The organism is Mesorhizobium sp. M0159, assembly GCF_040322295.1.
In the GTDB taxonomy this organism is placed as follows: Bacteria; Pseudomonadota; Alphaproteobacteria; order Rhizobiales; family Rhizobiaceae; genus Mesorhizobium.
Window position 1 is genome coordinate 1 of the sequence record NZ_JAMYTF010000051.1, and the last position, 17,218, is coordinate 17,218.

At 62.4% G+C, this 17,218-nt stretch carries 19 protein-coding genes; 12 read left to right on the forward strand and 7 right to left on the reverse strand.

Annotated features, from left to right (window positions below):
* Positions 1–171 precede the first annotated feature (171 nt).
* The 3 genes from NKJ32_RS29645 to NKJ32_RS29655 are packed head-to-tail and all read right to left on the reverse strand — an operon-like array spanning position 172 to position 2,836.
* Positions 172–528 (reverse strand): DUF488 domain-containing protein, encoded by a 357-nt coding sequence (locus tag NKJ32_RS29645; protein ID WP_352593198.1) that lies wholly within the window; start codon positions 526–528, stop codon positions 172–174.
* Between the two features lie 57 nt (positions 529–585).
* Positions 586–1,842, reverse strand: a complete 1,257-nt coding sequence (locus tag NKJ32_RS29650; RefSeq protein WP_352593201.1) for an aminopeptidase — start codon at positions 1,840–1,842, stop codon at positions 586–588.
* A gap of 31 nt (positions 1,843–1,873) precedes the next feature.
* A complete protein-coding gene (locus tag NKJ32_RS29655) occupies positions 1,874–2,836 on the reverse strand; it encodes a LysR substrate-binding domain-containing protein (RefSeq protein WP_352593204.1) in 963 nt (320 codons plus the stop codon).
* Positions 2,837–2,933: 97 nt separating this feature from the next.
* Between NKJ32_RS29655 and NKJ32_RS29660 the strand changes: the two genes are divergently transcribed.
* From NKJ32_RS29660 to sbmA, 3 genes are all read left to right on the forward strand, one after another.
* Positions 2,934–3,143 carry a hypothetical protein gene (locus NKJ32_RS29660; protein ID WP_352593207.1) on the forward strand — a complete coding sequence of 70 codons (210 nt, stop codon included), beginning with the start codon at positions 2,934–2,936 and terminating at the stop codon, positions 3,141–3,143.
* Between the two features lie 112 nt (positions 3,144–3,255).
* Complete coding sequence (locus tag NKJ32_RS29665; RefSeq protein ID WP_352593210.1) at positions 3,256–4,410, forward strand: YbfB/YjiJ family MFS transporter; 1,155 nt, start codon at positions 3,256–3,258, stop codon at positions 4,408–4,410.
* A 115-nt stretch (positions 4,411–4,525) separates the two neighbouring features.
* Positions 4,526–5,803 carry a peptide antibiotic transporter SbmA gene (gene sbmA / locus NKJ32_RS29670; RefSeq protein ID WP_352449943.1) on the forward strand — a complete coding sequence of 426 codons (1,278 nt, stop codon included), beginning with the start codon at positions 4,526–4,528 and terminating at the stop codon, positions 5,801–5,803.
* Here sbmA and NKJ32_RS29675 read toward each other — a convergent pair.
* Positions 5,800–6,822 carry a polysaccharide deacetylase family protein gene (locus NKJ32_RS29675; protein WP_352640866.1) on the reverse strand — a complete coding sequence of 341 codons (1,023 nt, stop codon included), beginning with the start codon at positions 6,820–6,822 and terminating at the stop codon, positions 5,800–5,802. The genes sbmA and NKJ32_RS29675 overlap by 4 nt on opposite strands.
* Positions 6,823–7,026: 204 nt before the next feature.
* On the opposite strand from NKJ32_RS29675, the gene NKJ32_RS29680 reads away from it, so the two are divergent.
* Together NKJ32_RS29680 and der are read left to right on the forward strand one after the other, a co-directional pair.
* A complete protein-coding gene (locus NKJ32_RS29680) occupies positions 7,027–7,692 on the forward strand; it encodes a tetratricopeptide repeat protein (RefSeq protein WP_352593216.1) in 666 nt (221 codons plus the stop codon).
* 6 nt (positions 7,693–7,698) lie between these two features.
* The gene (gene der, locus NKJ32_RS29685; protein ID WP_352593219.1) at positions 7,699–9,132 is read left to right on the forward strand and encodes a ribosome biogenesis GTPase Der; all 1,434 of its coding nucleotides are present in this window, start codon (positions 7,699–7,701) and stop codon (positions 9,130–9,132) included.
* Positions 9,133–9,146: 14 nt separating this feature from the next.
* Here der and NKJ32_RS29690 read toward each other — a convergent pair whose 3' ends face one another.
* Positions 9,147–9,362 (reverse strand): hypothetical protein, encoded by a 216-nt coding sequence (locus NKJ32_RS29690; RefSeq protein ID WP_352593222.1) that lies wholly within the window; start codon positions 9,360–9,362, stop codon positions 9,147–9,149.
* Positions 9,363–10,118 (reverse strand): SDR family NAD(P)-dependent oxidoreductase, encoded by a 756-nt coding sequence (locus NKJ32_RS29695; RefSeq protein WP_352476622.1) that lies wholly within the window; start codon positions 10,116–10,118, stop codon positions 9,363–9,365.
* 188 nt (positions 10,119–10,306) lie between these two features.
* On the opposite strand from NKJ32_RS29695, the gene NKJ32_RS29700 reads away from it, so the two are divergent.
* The 6 genes from NKJ32_RS29700 to NKJ32_RS29725 all read left to right on the forward strand — a co-directional run bounded on the left by NKJ32_RS29700 (position 10,307) and on the right by NKJ32_RS29725 (position 14,404).
* Complete coding sequence (locus NKJ32_RS29700) at positions 10,307–10,903, forward strand: L,D-transpeptidase (protein WP_352593225.1); 597 nt, start codon at positions 10,307–10,309, stop codon at positions 10,901–10,903.
* A gap of 199 nt (positions 10,904–11,102) precedes the next feature.
* Positions 11,103–11,243, forward strand: coding sequence for a hypothetical protein (locus NKJ32_RS29705; RefSeq protein ID WP_023722423.1), 141 nt, complete (start codon positions 11,103–11,105; stop codon positions 11,241–11,243).
* A 137-nt stretch (positions 11,244–11,380) separates the two neighbouring features.
* A complete protein-coding gene (locus NKJ32_RS29710) occupies positions 11,381–11,980 on the forward strand; it encodes a hypothetical protein (protein ID WP_031195118.1) in 600 nt (199 codons plus the stop codon).
* A 159-nt stretch (positions 11,981–12,139) separates the two neighbouring features.
* Positions 12,140–12,727: a protein-S-isoprenylcysteine O-methyltransferase gene (locus NKJ32_RS29715; protein WP_031195116.1), complete on the forward strand. Its 588-nt coding sequence runs from the start codon at positions 12,140–12,142 to the stop codon at positions 12,725–12,727.
* A gap of 10 nt (positions 12,728–12,737) precedes the next feature.
* Positions 12,738–13,517: a hypothetical protein gene (locus NKJ32_RS29720; RefSeq protein ID WP_352593418.1), complete on the forward strand. Its 780-nt coding sequence runs from the start codon at positions 12,738–12,740 to the stop codon at positions 13,515–13,517.
* Positions 13,514–14,404, forward strand: a complete 891-nt coding sequence (locus NKJ32_RS29725) for an SDR family NAD(P)-dependent oxidoreductase (RefSeq protein ID WP_352829699.1) — start codon at positions 13,514–13,516, stop codon at positions 14,402–14,404. Before NKJ32_RS29720 ends, NKJ32_RS29725 begins: the two co-directional genes overlap by 4 nt.
* A gap of 402 nt (positions 14,405–14,806) precedes the next feature.
* Here the strand turns inward: NKJ32_RS29725 and NKJ32_RS29730 are convergent, their stop codons facing one another.
* A complete protein-coding gene (locus NKJ32_RS29730; protein ID WP_352593231.1) occupies positions 14,807–15,724 on the reverse strand; it encodes a LysR substrate-binding domain-containing protein in 918 nt (305 codons plus the stop codon).
* A gap of 120 nt (positions 15,725–15,844) precedes the next feature.
* On the opposite strand from NKJ32_RS29730, the gene NKJ32_RS29735 reads away from it, so the two are divergent.
* Entirely contained in the window at positions 15,845–17,164 is a 1,320-nt protein-coding gene (locus NKJ32_RS29735; RefSeq protein WP_352593234.1) for an MFS transporter, read from the forward strand.
* Positions 17,165–17,218: the final 54 nt, after the last annotated feature.

Below are 17,218 nucleotides of genomic sequence, written 5' to 3' on the forward strand. Positions count from 1 at the left end.
GAGAGGGGGAGCACTCTACGAAAGCCCCCTCTCCGGCCGCTTCGCCGAGCCACCTCTCCCCCGCTTCGCAGGGCGAGGAACCCAAGTCTTGAGAGGTCGGAGGGAAGCAACCCTCTGGCCGTCGCTACGGCCTTCGCCAATCTCCAAAGTCACAGGACGCAGGCTCGCGCTTCAGTCCGTCTCACGCAAATAGCTCGCCAGCGCCACCGCATTGTTGTGCGCCTCGTCATGGGCGCCGTAGAGCAGCGCCACCTTGCCTTCACGGAGCAAGGCACGTAGTTCCGCCACCGCCTCGCCGTTCCGGTCGAGCTCATCGCGGTATCGCCGCTGGAACTCCGCCCAGCGCGCCGGCTCATGGCCGAACCATTTGCGCAACCCATTGCTTGGCGCGATGTCCTTTAGCCAGAGCGTCAGCGCCGCGTCCTGCTTGGCGATGCCGCGAGGCCATATGCGGTCGACGAGCACCCGCTGCCCGTCATCGGGCGCCGGCGGCTCATAGATGCGCTTGACCGCGAGCTCCATTGCCAACTCCGCATGGGCCAGCAGGCGCCGCTGCTTGCTGGCCTTCGCTTAAAGATCCCGGGCCTAAACCCACTCGCCCTTGCGCATCACCGGCACGCGGCTGCCGTCCTTATGGACGCCGTCTATGTCGATCTTGTCCGAGCCGATCATCCAGTCGATGTGGATGAAACTCTTGTTGCCGCCGCGCGCCGCGATCTCGTCCTGGCCGAGCGAGGCGCCGTCGACGAAGCACTTCGAATAGCACTGGCCGAGCGCGATGTGGCAGGCGGCGTTCTCGTCGAACAGCGTGTTGAAAAACAGCAGCCCGCTCTTGGCGATCGGCGAGGAATGCGGCACCAGCGCCACCTCGCCGAGACGGCGCGAGCCTTCGTCGGTATCGAGCACCTTTTGCAGCACATCCTCGCCCTTCGTGGCCTTGGCCTCGACAATGCGGCCCGCCTCGAAACGCACCGCAATGCCGTCGATCAGGGTACCCTGATAGGACAGCGGCTTGGTGCTGGTGACATGGCCTTCGACGCGCCTTGCATGCGGCGTGGTGAAAACCTCTTCGGTCGGGATGTTGGGGTTGCAGGTGATGCCGTTCTTGGCGGTCGAGGCGCCGCCCATCCACTCGTGGCCGTCGGCCAGCCCGACGGTCAGGTCGGTGCCGGGGCCGGTGAAATGCAGTGCGTGGAAATTGTGGCCGTTCAGCCATTCGGTGCGGCTCTTCAACGCCGTATTGTGCGCCGTCCAGTTGCCGATCGGGTCTTCGACATCCACCCGCGAGGCGGCAAAGATGGCGTCGGCGAGCTTGGCCACCGCGACGTCTTCGGCATCGTCCGGGAAAACCTGCTTGGCCCAGGCCTGATCGGGATAGGCGACGATGTTCCAGTTGATGTCGAAGCCGGTGATCTTCTCCAGCGCCGGCTGGTAGGCCATCGAATTCGCCTTGTTGGCACGCGCCACCTTTGCCGGGTCCTGCGCCGAAAGCAGCGACGGATCCTCGCCGCGCACGGCAAGCCTCGCCGCATTGTTGGCGAAGGCTTTTGCCATGCCTTCATAGAGCCAGCCGGCGGCGCGGTCGAAGCCGGCGTCGACGCCGTAGCGGAAGCGCGCGAGCGTGATCTCATCGTCGTTGAAGATCGGCGTCACCAGGCCGGCACCTGCCTTGTAGGCGTGCTCGACGATCCGCCGCGTCAAAGGCAGCGCTGCAATAGACGAGGTCAGCACCAGATCCTGCCCCGGTTGCAATTGCAGCCCGACCTTGACGGCGACCTCCGCCAGCCTGTCGAGCTTCACCGGGTCGATGGTTGCGGAAACGCCGCGCGAATGTGTGGTCATGATCCTGCCTGCTGTGATTGGGGACTGTTTCTTACATAGACCGGCGCTGCCGACCTTTCCACTCTGATGACGCCGGCAGGTCTAGCTGACGCTCGAGCGATCTGAACTGCGCCATCGTCGCCTCGATCTCTTCGCGGATCCAGGTCTTGAAATCCCTGACTTTGCGGCTTTCGCTCTTGCTGGCCGAGGTCACCAGCCAATAGCCGAGCCCGCTCTGCGCCCGTATGCCGAACGGCGCAACGAGACGGCCGTCGGCCAGCGCGTCGGCGGCCAGCAACTGCCAGCCGAGCATGACGCCGTGACCGGCAATCGCTGATTCCAGGCACAGCATCGGGTCGGTGAAGCGCGCGCCTTTCATGAAGGTGACCGGCTCCACCCCGGCGGCTTCGAACCAGCTCTCCCAACTGATCATCGACCTTTCGTCGGTGATCGCACAGGTCAAAGCAAGGTCCTCGATCGATTTCAGCTTGCTGGCGATCACCGGTGCACAGACCGGAAACACCTCCTGCGCCAGCAGCAATTCGGCGCGCCCGCCTGGCCATTTGCCGTCGCCGAGCCGAATGGCGACGTCGATGTCCGAACGATCGAGATCGGCAAGCCGCGCCGAGGCATCGATGCGCAGGAGCACGTTCGGATGGCGGGCAAAATGCCGCGACAGCCGCGGCAGCAGCCATTTCGAGGCAAAAGCCGGCGCCACCGAAACCACCAGCGTGCACTCCGAGCTTTCATCGGCAAGCGCCACCGCCTGTGCGAGTTCGCGAAACCCGGCGCTGAGCCGCGCGGTAAAGACGGTGCCGAATTCCGTCGCCACCAGGCCAGCTGGCGTTCGTTCGAACAGCGCGCGGCCGAGTTGTTTTTCTGTTCGGTTGATCTGCTGGCTGACGGCGCTGACCGAGACGTTGAGCTCGCCGGCCGCCGCCGTGAGCGAGCCCAGGCGCGCGACGGCTTCGACGGCGCGTAAGCCGTTGAGGTGCACGCGGTTCAGCATAGCCATACAGTTTTTCTAAACTCGAACGGCTGAAATCTCAATTGCCAGACACTGCCGGATGCCGGATTCTAAGTGGGCTACTCAGAGTGAGGAGGCAAATCTGATGAAGATTTTGTTATGGCTCGGCGCCTTTTCCCCGATCGGAACGCAGCCGCGCCGGCATGACAGCGAGGGCATCAATTGGGTGACCGATCCGCTGGCGCATCCGGTGCTCGACACCATGTCGGAGCGCGAACTCGCCGACATGCCATTCAGGCTGACCGCGCGTCGTACCCGCTTCGAGACGGCCCCGCCAAGGACCTGCTGCGGCTGAAGAAGGACTTGCTGGCACTCAGGTGAGCCGGCCGCCGACGCGGCTGCGCAGCCCTTCTGGCCCAATAAAAGGCGGATTGTCTCGCCGGCAGGCGCACCTATGGTGCACCGCGATGAACATCGCTTCGCCCTTGCGCCTCGCAATCGCCGGCATGATTGCCCTGGCCGTCGCCATGGGCATCGGCCGGTTCGTCTATACGCCGATCCTGCCTGGCATGATGGAAGAGCTCGGCCTGTCGCCGGCCGATGCCGGCTGGATCGCATCTGCCAATTATCTCGGCTATCTCGTCGGCGCGCTTGCCGCCACCGGCGGCTGGGCGCAAGGCCGCGAGCGTCAGCTGATGCTGGCCGGCCTTGCCGCCACCGCGATCCTCGCCGGCCTGATGGGCCTGACCGGCACGATGGCCGCGTTTCTCGTCATCCGCTTTCTTGCCGGCGTTGCAAGCGCCTTTGTCCTGGTCTTCATGACCAGCATCGTTTTCGGTCATCTCGCCGCGGCCGGGCGAAACGACCTGCAGGCGCTGTATTTCGGCGGTGTCGGCCTCGGCATCGCGGCGTCCTCGGCGCTGTTGGCAGTCCTCGTCACCGAACATGCCGGCTGGGCGGCGGGCTGGCTATGGTCGGCGGTGATTTCGGCCTGCGGCTTTGCCGCCGTCGGCTTGCTGGCCGGCGGCACCTCGGCCGCGAACAGCACCACCGGGAGCGAGCCGGCACTGCCGAAACACCGGTCGCTGGTGAAGATCATCGTCGCATACGGCCTGTTCGGCTTCGGCTATATCGTCACGGCAACGTTCCTGGTCGCCATCGTCCGCCAGGGCGGCGGCGGCCGCGTCTTCGAGGCCGTGGTCTGGATGGTCACCGGCCTTGCCGGTTTCCCCTCGGTCTGGCTGTGGCAGAAGCTCGCGGCCAGGATCGGGCTTTATGCCACCTATGCCCTGGGGTGTCTGGTCGAGGTGGTCGGCGTCAGCGCCAGTGTCGTCATGGGCGGGCGCACCGGGCCGCTGCTCGGCGGCCTTCTTGTCGGCGGCACCTTCATCGCCATCACCGCGCTTGGCCTGCAGACGGGCAGGCAGCTTGCTCCGCAAGCACCACGCCGGATGCTGGCGGTAATGACGGCCGCCTTCGGCCTTGGCCAGATCATCGGCCCGATCGTCGCCGGGCTGCTTGCGCAGGCCTCGGGTAACTTTTTCCTCGCCTCGATCGTGGCCGCCGCCGTCCTGCTCGCTTCCGGCGCGATCACCTGGTCGGCTGCGCCAAAATCGCCATGATTATGGTCTTGCTCGGTTGCGGGCATCGGGCACGGGCATTTTCTTTCCCACTAATGTGTGACTTTATGCCCGCTGAACCCCGCTGATTTGCGCATCGACCGAGGATTTTCCCACAGTGTTCGTATCCTTCTTCCCGCAGCCGAAGCTCTTTTTCACCTCGGCCGCCGTCTGGAGTGCGGTCATGGTGGCCGTGTGGTTTCTCGGCGGCGACCAGCTAGGCGCTTTGGTCGGATTTCCCCTCCCTGCAGCGGACGCGGCGCCGATCATTGGCGTTTCCGTTTTCTGGTCGCCTCCGTTCCTTTGGTTCTACATCTATTTTACACTTGGTGTGCTGCTCTTTTACGCCTTCTGGCATTGGTATTCCCCGCACCCGTGGGACCGCTGGTCGATCCTTGGCAGCTCGCTGATCTTGTTCACGACCTATTTTCAGGTTCAGGTGAGTGTAGCGATCAATGCCTGGTACGGGCCGTTCTGGGATCTGATTCAGGGCATTGTGAGCAAAAGTGTGAAGGCGACAGAGTATGATGTTTATGCGCAGTTAATAACTTTCCTCGGCATCGCTCTGGTGGCTGTTACTGTTTACGTTCTGACAAATTTCTTTGTAAGCCATTGGGTGTTTCGCTGGCGGACAGCGATGAACGACTACTACATGTCCTATTGGCCTAGGGTGCGGAGCATCGAGGGAGCTTCCCAGCGCGTGCAGGAAGACACGATGCGCTTTTCAAAGATCATGGAAGATCTTGGGACCAGCTTTATTGATTCGATAATGACTTTGATCGCCTTCATGCCGATTTTGCTTGCCTACTCAAAGCACATTACGGCATTGCCTTTCATCGGTCAGGTGCCGCAGCCGTTGGTTTTGGCTGCGATCTTCTGGGCGATGTTTGGGACGGTATGCATTGCCACCGCCGGCATAAAGCTGCCCGGCTTGCAGTTTCGCAACCAGCGCGTCGAAGCCGCTTACCGCAAGGAACTTGTTTATGGTGAGGACGATCAGTCCCGAGCGCAGCCGCCGACCGTTTCCGAATTGTTCGGAAATGTGCGCCAGAACTACTTCCGGCTCTATTTCCACTACGTCTATTTCAATGTGGTCCGCTATCTCTACTTGCAACTAAATACCATATTCCCTCTTTTTTTGATGACTCCTTCGTTGGTCGCCGGAACCTTAACGTTGGGTCTCGTCAACCAGGTCAATTCCGCGTTCAGCCAAGTGACCAGCTCGTTCCAATATCTTGTTAATTCCTGGTCAACGATCGTTGAGCTCTTGTCAGTCCACAAGCGGCTGCGAGCGTTCGAAGCCACGATCAAGGGCGAGCCGCTGCCGGTGATCGATCAGCACTATCTAGAACGGGAACAAGCCGGGCTGCGTCCTGAGGATCAGCCGGCAAGCTAAGACTGGCGGGCGGCGGCGCTTGCGGCTCCGCCCCCCACCGCCGCCTGCCTTTCGCCTCGCCGCGATACATAGTCGCGAAAACTAATGCACTCGACGTCCGCTTTGACGCAGACCTCGCCGGCAAAGCGTTCCAGCGCGTTCCAGTAGGCGCCGTCATTCATCAGCGTGAAGTGGAAGCCGAGCTCAAGCGGAATGCGCTTGCCCTGGTATTGCGCATCGAAGGCGGCGCGGAACGCGTTATAGGTCCGGTCAGCGAACTCTTCTGCCATGCTCGGCCGCTCGAAGCCGCCGGAATGTCTGACATAGAGATTGTAATCCATGGCGATCACGCGCCTTGAGCTCGGCCCTTCCGGGATCTGCGGCAGCGAAAAGCGCGTGATGCCGTTGACGGTCGGCGGCTCGACCGGCCCACGGGAAACGCCGCTTGCGTCGAGCAGGAAGCCGGCCGCGGGCAGCGCCTCATAGAGCGCCTTGTTTGCCGACAGATAAGGCGCGCGAAACCCGACCACCGATTTGCGGGCGAAATCGCGCCAGCCCTTCGGTTCAGGAGCGATGCCGTTGATCGAATACGCGTTTTCGAGAATATGCTTGAATGAGCCGAACTCGCTCAGCCAGTCGGCTTTGCTCCAGTCCTTGCCGTCGAAATGACCGCAGCCATGGCTGCCGATGTCGTGGCCTTCCGAGGCCGCAAGGTTGATCTGCTCGAGCCGCTCGGCAACTTCCTGTTTGGAGGCGGCAAAGCCGATGTTCGATTTGCCTTCTGTCTTGCCGGGCGCGGTGTATTCCTTGCGTGTCTCGGGCGACAACAGAAACACGCAGGAGACGAAATAGGTGAAATGCGCGCCTGTGCGCCGGGCCAGCGCCCGGCTGCGCTGCCATTGCGAAATGTCGCGGGCGCTGTCGAACGAGATGATCACGATCTGCTTCGGCTTTGCCGGCGCCGCCAGCGGGTCGGCAAAAGCCGCGCCGGCAGCAAGCGCGGCAATGGAAAACGCAATAACGCGGGACAAACGGGGCAAAGGCATCTGACTTGATTAGGGAATGTAGAAGCACCGCCTACCGGTGAAATATGGCACGGGTGCGATCGACCTGTGCGGCCGCCGTTGGCGGTGACTGCCTCGTGAATAGGCGATTTTCCTGCCGAACCCCTTCCATGCCGGCAAAATTTCGCTAAAACGCGGGCTCATCAACCGCCCCGCCCGGGGCATGAATGGTTTTGATCCATGTCGGACGACAGTTTTATCCGCGAAGTCAACGAAGAGATTCGTCGCGACCAGGCGCATGCGCTGTGGGATCGTTTCGGTCCCGCCTTGCTCGTGCTGGCCGTGCTGGTGGTGCTTGGCACTGGCGCTGTCGTCGGCTACCGCTATTGGGACGAGACCCGCGCCAACCGCTCGGGCGATGCTTTTTCGCAGGCGCTCAAGCTCGCCAATGACGGCAAGAACGACGAGGCGCTTGCCGCTCTGGAGGCGTTGGAGAAGGACGGCTACGGCGCCTATCCGCTGCTCGCCCGCATGCGCGCGGCAACCGTCAAGGCGGACAAGGGCGACGTCGACGCCGCCGTCAAGGATTTCGACGAGGTCGCCGCCGACACCAAGATCCCCTCCGGCATTCGCGACATGGCTCGTCTCAGGGCAGCGCTGCTTCTGGTCGACCACGGCTCTTTCGCCGATGTCTCCAGCCGCGTCGAGGCGCTCACCGCCGACACCAACACATTGCGCCATACGGCGCGCGAGGCGCTTGGCCTTGCCGCCTGGAAGGAAGGCAAGGCGGCGGATGCATTGAAGCTGTTCGACCAGATCGCCGCGGATGATGGCGCCCCGCACAACACGCGCGAGCGGGCGACTTTGATGTCCGAGCTGATCCGCGGCTCGGGCGGCGTGTCGTGATAGTCCATGACCTTCAAAGTCGCCATCATCGGCCGGCCTAACGTCGGCAAATCGACCCTTTTCAATCGGCTGGTGGGAAGGAAGCTGGCGCTTGTCGATGATACGCCCGGCGTCACTCGCGATCGCCGCGTCCATGCCGCAAAGCTCTACGACCTGCATTTCGACGTCATCGACACCGCCGGCTTCGAGGATGCGGCTGCCTCGACGCTGCCCGGCCGCATGCGCGCCCAGACCGAGATCGCCATCCGCGAGGCTGACCTGATCTTTTTTACGATCGATGCCAAGTCCGGGCTGATGCCCGACGACAAGACCTTCGCCGAGATCGTGCGCAAATCCGGCAAGCCGGTTCTCGTCGTTGCCAACAAGGCCGAGGCGCGCAGCGCCCAGGGCGGCATGCTGGAGGCCTGGGAGCTCGGCCTTGGCGAACCGATCCCGGTCTCGGCCGAACACGGCCAGGGCCTGCCCGATTTGCGCGATGCGGTAATCGCGGCACTGGGCGAGGCGCGTGCCTTCGGCGAGGACGAAGAGGCCGGCGAGGAGGAGGTCGCCGCCAGCGAGGTGCTGATCGGCGAGGACATCAGCGACCCGGACGCCGAGCCGAGCTATGACGACACCAAGCCGATGCGCATCGCCGTCGTCGGCCGCCCCAACGCCGGCAAGTCAACGCTGATCAACGCGCTGATCGGCGAGGAGCGGCTGTTGACCGGCCCCGAGGCCGGCATCACTCGCGATTCCATCTCGGTCGACTGGGACTGGCATGGCCGCCGCTTAAAATTGTTCGACACCGCCGGCATGCGCCGCAAGGCCAGGATCCACGAAAAGCTCGAAGTGATGTCGGTGCAGGACGGCTTGCGCGCCATCCGCTTTGCCGAGATCGTCATCATCGTGCTCGACGCCACCATTCCCTTCGAGAAGCAGGATCTGCAGATCGCCGACCTGATCATCCGCGAGGGCCGTGCCCCGGTGATCGCCTTCAACAAATGGGATCTTGTCGACCATCCCCAGGAGTTGCTGGCCGAGCTGCGCGAAAAAACCGAGCGGCTGCTGCCGCAGGCGCGCGGCATGCAGGCGGTGCCGGTGTCGGCCGAGACCGGGCGTGGCCTCGACAAGCTGATGGATGCCGTCATCCGGACGCATCGAGTTTGGAACAGCCGTGTGTCGACCGGCAAGCTCAACCGCTGGCTGGAAGGCATTTTGGCGCATCATCCGCCGCCGGCCGTCGCCGGACGTCGGCTGAAGATCAAATATGTCACCCAGGCCAAGACGCGGCCGCCGGGCTTCGTCGTCTCCTGCTCACGGCCGGACGCGATGCCGCAATCCTATGTCCGCTATCTCTCGAACAGCCTGCGCGAGGCTTTCGACATGCCCGGCGTGCCGATCCGCATCGCCTTGCGCACCTCGGACAATCCTTTCGCCAGCAAGGCAAAGAAGCGCCGCTGAGCGCCACTGTCCCTTTACGCTACGTTGCGCAGAACGGGCGCCGGTTGCGTCTGCGGCAACGCTTCCAGCGCCGCCTGCAACAGGATGTCGCCAAGCCGCGCCGCTACCGGGTCGGGCTCGGCCTCCTTGCGATGCAGGAACAGCGCCATCTTGGGCAAGGCGGGCACCCCGGCGATCTCCGGCGTCATCGCCCTGACGGTGGCCGGCGTGAGTGGGGGCAGCCTCTGCACCTAATGGGCGGTGTAAGCTCCGTCCACCAGATGGTAGCTCCCAGTGATAAAGCTGGCCTGGTCGGACAACAGGAAGCATACAAGAGCCGCTACCTCTTCCGGTTTCCCGCGCCTGCCCATCGGCTGAAGACCTGCCATGCGCCGGCTGGCTAATGCCTCCATTTGCTCCGATAAAAGAGGCGTTTCGATCCAGCCGGGGCCGACGACATTGATCCGGATGCCCATCCTCGCATATTCAATCGCCGCAACCTTGGTTAATCCAACGACCCCGTGTTTCGCTGCCGTGTATGCGGACGCAGTTGGCAAGCCGACGGAACCGAGAACGGAGGACATGTTCACGATGGCGCCTCCGCCCCGATCCAGCATCGCGGCGATTTCGTACTTCATGCTGTAGAAAACGCCATTTAGATTGACGTTTATCAGTTTGTGCCAGTTGTCGAGCGGATAGTCTGCCGTTGCTTTTCGAATGCCGTCGATACCTGCATTGTTTACCGCCATATCCAGTCCGCCGCATTTCTGGACAGTGAACTCGATCAGCTTTTCCACGGCTGCGGCATCCGTGACATCTACCGCAAAGTCGTAGGCCCTGCCGCCTTGCGAGCTTATTTCGGCGGCTCTGCAGTGCGCTGCCTCGGCATCAAGGTCGGCGACAACAATCTCGGCTCCTTCTTGCGCGAGTTGCCGTGAAACAGCCGCACCTATTCCGGATCCTGCGCCGGTCACAATCGCGACTTTACCATGGAAGTCAGGCTTCATCGTCTCTGTCCTATGCCAATTTTGACATAACCGAACAGAGGCAGACGGTTATCGCAAGAAGTTTCGCTCCAATTCGCTTGTCAATCCTGTGAATTCATTTTGCCACCACAAAGCGAGACTTGGCCCGCAGGCCTTGGAATGGTAGAGACGAAGGCGGCGGTAGATGACCAGTTTCCTAGCAGGTAGAAATGGAAGAACACCACATTGCGCGCCGGGGGCTCGTGCTGGGTAGTCTGGCTCTGATGGTCTCCGGATGTACGTCGACGTTACAACAGGTGGCGGAGCCGATTTCATCCGCGTTCGGACCAAGGCGTGGCCTGAATCCTCGTTACCGACGGCAGCATGTGCGGTACGACGGAAACGAGCCGGCCGGAACGATCGTCGTCGATACTTCGCAACGTTTTCTCTATGCCGTCGAGACGGACGGGTGGGCGACGCGCTACGGCGTCGGCGTCGGCGAGCAGGGACTTTCGTTCAAGGGTACAGCGACCGTCGGCCGCAAGGCGGACTGGCCGTCGTGGACACCCACCGCCAGCATGATGAAGCGCAAGCCGCGCCTGGTGAAGTATGCAGGGGGCGTCCCTGGCGGACCAAACAACCCGCTTGGTGCGCGTGCCCTTTATCTCTATCGCGACGGGCGCGACACCCACTTCCGGATACATGGTACAAACGAGCCGTGGACGATAGGCACAGCAGTATCGAACGGGTGCATCCGTATGATCGATGACGACGTCATTGACCTCTACGACCGTACTCCTTTGGGCACGACGGTGGTGGTTGTTTGATGGTGGGCAGGCCTGATCTCCGTTGGATGGTGAACCTGCCAGCACGTCACCGCAAAGGTGCCGCCTGGAACCGGGTGCCAACTGTGTCATTTCTGCACTAGGCGTTGATGTAGATCGCGGGTAGCTTGGCGGGGCTGCATATTGTTTTTATTTGTGGCGATTCCATAGGCTGTTCCGCCCTCGGGGAAAGGATTGCTTGATGAACAGGATGTTGATTGTAATGGTTGCCACCCTCGCCGTTGCCAGCCTGAGCGGCTGCGCGAATGGCATGATCGGCAAAGGAAAGGGGAAGGCTCCTCCGCCGGAACCCGCTGCCGTAGAGGAGCCCGTGATTAAATAAGGACCGGCTTTCGGTTATTCGGGAAGGGCCGCCAGGCCCTTCCCAATCGATATGCAGGGGCCAGCCGGATTCGTAGCCTACGTGCGTTAGCGGGCATAGGTTGGCGCTAGGCCTGCGGTTCTCGGAGTTCTGGATAGATGACGCTAGTAAGTGGCCGTTCAACAATTGTGGCCCTGCTCGCACTTGTCGCAGCGTCATGTCAGTCGCAGGACAGCAAGCCCCAGCCGACTTTTGTGTCCAATGATAAGGCACTGAGAACCGCGGCGATGCCGGCGCGCGCGGCGGCGTCAACTCAAGCCCAGCGGTATTTCATCGAGTTCCGCTCCCGGTACGCCCTTACCTACGGCCATTCCTACGTGATTTTTGGACGATTGAACCAGGCCGGACGGATGGTCAACCCCGAAGTGGCGGGCCTCGCTCCGAAGTCCGGTGATCCCAATGTCTATGTTCTCGGCCATTTGGCGCCCGTGCCAGCCTCGACCGGGTGGACGGACGGCGACCTGGAAGATGCTTACCGGTCGGCAAGCTGGCGTGTATTACTTACCGAAGCCGAATATAGGAAAGTCGTCGCGAGCATACGAAGGCTGCAGGCCAGTTCTCCGCTTTGGCACGCGTCGCTCTACAACTGCAACGCATTCGTAGCGGACATCGCTAGATCCATGGGGTATAAGACCCCCGGTATCTGGCTCCGGCCGCAACAATTCATAACCAAGCTTCGGGAGATGAACGCGGGTTGAAATGCGATTGGCAAAACCCGCTTTCGCGCCCATTCGCCCGGTTAAGTGCGAAGGGAACGCGCTCTGAATGTCTACGGTCGACAACTCGGACGGTGACATCGTTGCGACGGCTTATCATCGTCCCAGATCGAGAAAAGGCTCCGGTGACGTGACGTGACCATTGCTGTAGCCTCAGTTGGCGAGATCATATGGGTGATCGGCATCGTTGCTTGGTACGTGATCCGGTATCCGTTCGAGCGCCGGGCAAGGCGCGTGCGAATTGTAGCTGGCGGCAGCTCAAGTTCCGACACCGTCGGGCTTGTATCGGCTCTCCTTGGCCTGGCAATCCTGCCTGGCTTCTATGTCGCTACCGGCATCCCCGGAGCGGCTGATCATCCGGCCAGCGTGTGGTCGGTGGCGCTCGGAACCATCATCTTCTGCTCAGCGCTGTGGATTTTTCGCTTATCCCACAAGGAACTTGGCCGTAACTGGTCGATTACGCTCGAGATTCGCGAACGGCATGAACTGGTCAGCGCCGGGCCATACGCCTTGGTCCGTCACCCTATGTACACCTCTTTCCTGCTTATGGGGCTCGGCCAGCTCTTTCTGCTGCCGAACTGGGTTGCGGGCATATCGGGTTTGATTGGTTTCGCAGTCCTTTTCCTGCTGAGAGTGGATAAGGAAGAGCGTATGATGCTGGAGAATTTAGGCTCGCAATACCGTGTCTATATGGAAAGGACCAAGCGGATATTCCCTTATCTTTATTAGAGGTCGTTTTATGCGAGGCCGAGCCCTCAAGCTTTCCGCGCCCCGGCGCCTTGTTGGCGATCTGATGAGGTTTTCGATCGGCGTGCCACGGGTCGCGGTGCAGCGTCAGATGAATCTCGGCCCACTCGTAAGGGCTAGAATGGCGCAGCAGACCAGGCCCTCGTGGACCGCTATCTTCCTGAAAGGGTATGCGCTTCTTGCCCTAGAGATGCCGGAGCTGCGGCGCGCCTATGTCAAGTTGCCTTGGCCGCAGCTTTACGAGTATCCGGCAAGCGTAGCCTCGATTGCCCACGAGCGCGAATATGATGGCGAGCCGGCCGTTCTGCTGAGCCGCATCAAATGCCCGGAGCGCTACTCCATCACGGAACTTGAGGGATCCATCCACGCGGCTCGATCACGGCCGATCCAGGAGGTCCCGGAGTTTCGGCGTGCCTTGCGGGTGGCAGGTGCGCCCGCGCCAGTCAGGTGGCTGCTTATGTGGCTAGGGTTGAACATCGCCCGGCAAAGGGCAAATTACTTCGGTACCTTCCAACTGTCCGTCTATTCTGGCCTCGGTGCGGAATCACTCAACCCGCTGACACCACTGACCACCCTTCTCAACTACGGTCCGATCGGCAAAGACGGATCGGTGAATGTCCGCATCCACTACGATCACCGGGTCATGGATGGAGCGAACGTCGCACGAGCACTGGAGAGATTCGAAAAGATTCTGAACGGCACTGTCGCCAATGAAGTGGTGCTGCTCGGTCAAGATGTTTCCGCTCCTGCAAGACAGAGGAACGCGACGTGATTTCGCACTGTGAATTCCGGCCAGCTATCGTCGTGATTGGCGGCTCGGGTGGAATTGGCCGGGCGATTGCGTGCGTCGCTGCAAGGGAGCGCGGTGCGGTTGTGCTGGTTGCCCGCTCGCCTGAGGGTTTGGCCGGCGCGGCGTCTGAGGTTAGGGAGGCGGGCGGCGAGGCATTCACGCTCGAGTTGGATCTCGTGGCAGGCGATGCGCCAACGCGCCTGGAGGGCTTTCTGTCCGCACACGGCCTGGTCTGTGATGTCCTGGTCAACAGCGCCGGCTATGGCCTGCGGGGCGCGACGACGGCGCTGCCTATTGATGGTCAACTCGGCATCATCGATCTCAATATACATTCCCTCACAGAACTGACCCTTCATTTTCTGCCGGGAATGGTGGCGCGCCGACGGGGCGGGGTGCTCAATCTCAGTTCCGTGGCCGGGTTCGTTCCCGGGCCTTATATGGCTGTGTACTTCGCTAGCAAAGCTTTCGTGCGCTTCTTCTCAGAGGCGCTTCACCAGGAATTGCGCCGAACCGGCGTGACGGTCACATGCGTTGCACCAGGCCCGGTGCTGACGGAGTTTCTCGCAAGGTCAGGCGCCAATCAGACGGTGCTCTTCAACATCTTGCCCAAGGTGGATCCGGAGTATGTAGCCGAACGGGCGTGGCGAGGGTTCAAATCGGGTCGTCGCCTAGTCGTACCGGGAATCTCGGCCAAGTTGGCTGCCCTTGCGGCAGCGCTCCTGCCTTCCGCAGCGCTGCTGCCCCTGGTTGGCCGTCTGCAACGCCGCGGCAATGATCAATGTCCTTGCGGTTCAGGTATAAAGTTCAAGAAATGCTGCGGTACCCGCCAGATTCAGCTACGCCGGGGCCCTCGGGGAATTATCCCCTGACCGGACCAGCGTGCACCGAAAAACCTCATTGAAGCGAGAGACCGCTCGCCGATGACGGGTGTTAAGCATGTTGGTAGCATAGAGGCGAGGCTTTCGACATGCCCGGCGTGCCGATCCGCATCGCCTTGCGCACGTCGGACCACCCGTTCGCCAGCAGGGCGAAGAAGCGCCGTTAGATCATCATTCGCGGAACCTTGCGAGACGTCGGCGGGACAGCGCCCCCTCTGCCCTGCCGGGCATCTCCCCCATTTGGGGGAGATTGGCCGTCCTCTCCGCTTTAGCCAATCTCCAGCGCCGAAAGACGGGTGGGACGGCGAAGCTGCTAGTCTAATCTCCCCCCTCGTGGGGGAGATGTCCGGCAGGACAGAGGGGGGCGCGAGGGATCGCGAGCGCTCGTCTGCGCTAAGCCGCTTTCCTCAGACCATCCGCGTCGCCACTTCCCGGCAACGCTTCCAGCGCCGCCTGCAGCAGGATGTCGCCAAGCCGCGCCGCTACCGGGTCGGGCTCGGCCTCCTTGCGATGCAGGAACAGCGCCATCTTGGGCAAAGCGGGCAGCCCGGCGATCTCCGGCGTCATCGCCCTGACGGTGGCCGGCAGGCCGATATCGGTGCGGATCGTCAGTCCGAGCCCGGCGGCGACGGCTGCCCAGATGCCGCCAAGGCTCGGGCTGGAGAAGGCCATCCGCCATGCCAGGCCGGCGCGGTCGAGCGTTTCGGTCGCCACGCTGCGCAGCAGGCACGGCGCTTCGAGCGCCACCAGCGGCAACGCCTCGCCATCGCGCAGGCTGGTCTCGATCTGTTTTGCCGGGCCGATCCAGCGCATCTGGACGTCGGCTACATGCCGGCTGTAGGGCAGCGTCGCGCCATTGTGCCAGGCAAGCGCGATATCGAGGCTGCCCGAAATGATCCGTTCGGCAAGCTCATGGCTGCGTGCGATCCTGGCCTCGATCTTGACCTTGGGATGGGCGCGGGTGAAGCGCCCGAGCACCTCCGGCAGCACCGCCTCGCCGAAATCCTCCTGTAGCCCAAGCCGCACCCAACCCTCCAGCTCGACATCGTGGATGGCGGAGGCGGCCTCGTCATTGAGCTCGATCAGCCGCCGCGCGTAGCCGAGCATGGTCTCGCCCGCGTCCGTCAGCACCAGACCACGCCCAGATTTACGGAAGATCGGCGTCGCCGCCTGCTCCTCCAGCTTCTTCAATTGCGCACTGATTGCCGAGGTCGAGCGGCCGAGCCGGTCGGCGGCCTTGGCGAAGCTGCCCAGCTCCATGCCGGTGACGAAGCTGCGCAGGACTTCGAGATCGAATGTCACGCGTCGCATGCCAATAATCCTGATATTCGGGACCTTACGTCAAAAACTTCCTGATATTCAGTACGAAGCTATGGCGGTAGAGAGAGCGCGTCAAGACCGAATGCAGCCGACCCATGCAGGAGCTGAACCATGTCCGCTGTCGCCACACGAGCAGATTGCAAACCGCTTCGCCCGGCCGCCGTTGCCGCCCCGTCAGAAGCGGCGGCACTTCGACCCAATCATCGCTGGAAGGTGCTGGGCATCGGCGTCGCCGCCAATGCCTGCTTTTCCGCGACCTTCTCCGGCATTCCGGCGACGGCGGTGTTCCTGCGCTCGGGCTACCATCTCTCCAATGGCGAACTCGGCCTGGCGCTTGGCCTTCTCGGCCTGGGCGTGGCGCTGAGCGAATTGCCGTGGGGGCTGCTGACCGATCGCTGGGGCGACCGCCGCGTTCTGCTGACGGGGCTCGGCGCAACCGCGGTTTGGCTGCTTGTCATGGCCGCGCTGGTCGTGCCGTCACCGGCCCATATTCCCGGCATCGCGCTTCTCGCCGCTGCCCTGCTGGTCACCGGATTGCTCGGCGGCAGCGTCAACGGCTCCAGCGGCCGCGCCATCATGGCCTGGTTCGGCGAAGGCGAGCGCGGCTTTGCCATGAGCATCAGGCAGACGGCGGTGCCGCTTGGCGGCGGGCTTGGCGCGCTCGTGCTGCCATCGCTCGCTTCAGCCCATGGCTTCACGGCAGTCTTCGGACTTCTGGCGGCTGCATCCGCGGTCTCGACCTCGCTCGCCTGGCGCTGGCTGCATCAGCCGCCGGCGCATGACGATGCCAATTCGGGCAGCATGGCATTGTCGGCCGGCCCGGCGCCGCTGCGCAACCCGGCCGTCTGGCGCATCGCAACAGCCATCGGCCTGCTTTGCTTTCCGCAGGTGGCGGTGCTTACATTTGCTTCCGTGTTCCTGCATGATTTCGCCGGCATGGGAACAGCCGTGATCAGCGCCAGCCTGGCTGCCGTGCAGGTCGGCGCCATGGTCATGCGCGTCTGGAGCGGCCGCTACACCGACCGTCACGGCAACCGCCGGTCGTTCCTGCGTCTGTGCAGCATGCTGAGCGTGGCCGCCTTCACCGTGCTTGCGGCGCTCGTCTTGTTTTCGGCCCAATTCTTGTCAGGCCAAGCGCCGATGCTGTCGCCGGCGATGGTCGCGATGCTGGTCGTGGCCGGCATCTGCGTCTCCTCCTGGCATGGCGTCGCCTACACCGAGCTTGCGACGCTGGCCGGCGCGAGCCAGGCCGGAACGGCGCTCGGCCTTGCCAACAGCCTGGTCTTCATTGCCTTCTTCCTGGTGCCGATCGCCATTCCCGGACTTCTCGTGCTCTGCTCGTGGGCAGGCGTCTGGCTGGGTGCGGCTATTTGCGCGCTGATCGCCTGGCCGATCTTTCTTCCGTCAAGCGATGGCCGCAAAAGCGCCTGACTTCGACACGAGATGGGAAAACAACGTTCTAAGCTGTTAACGCCCCATCAAGGT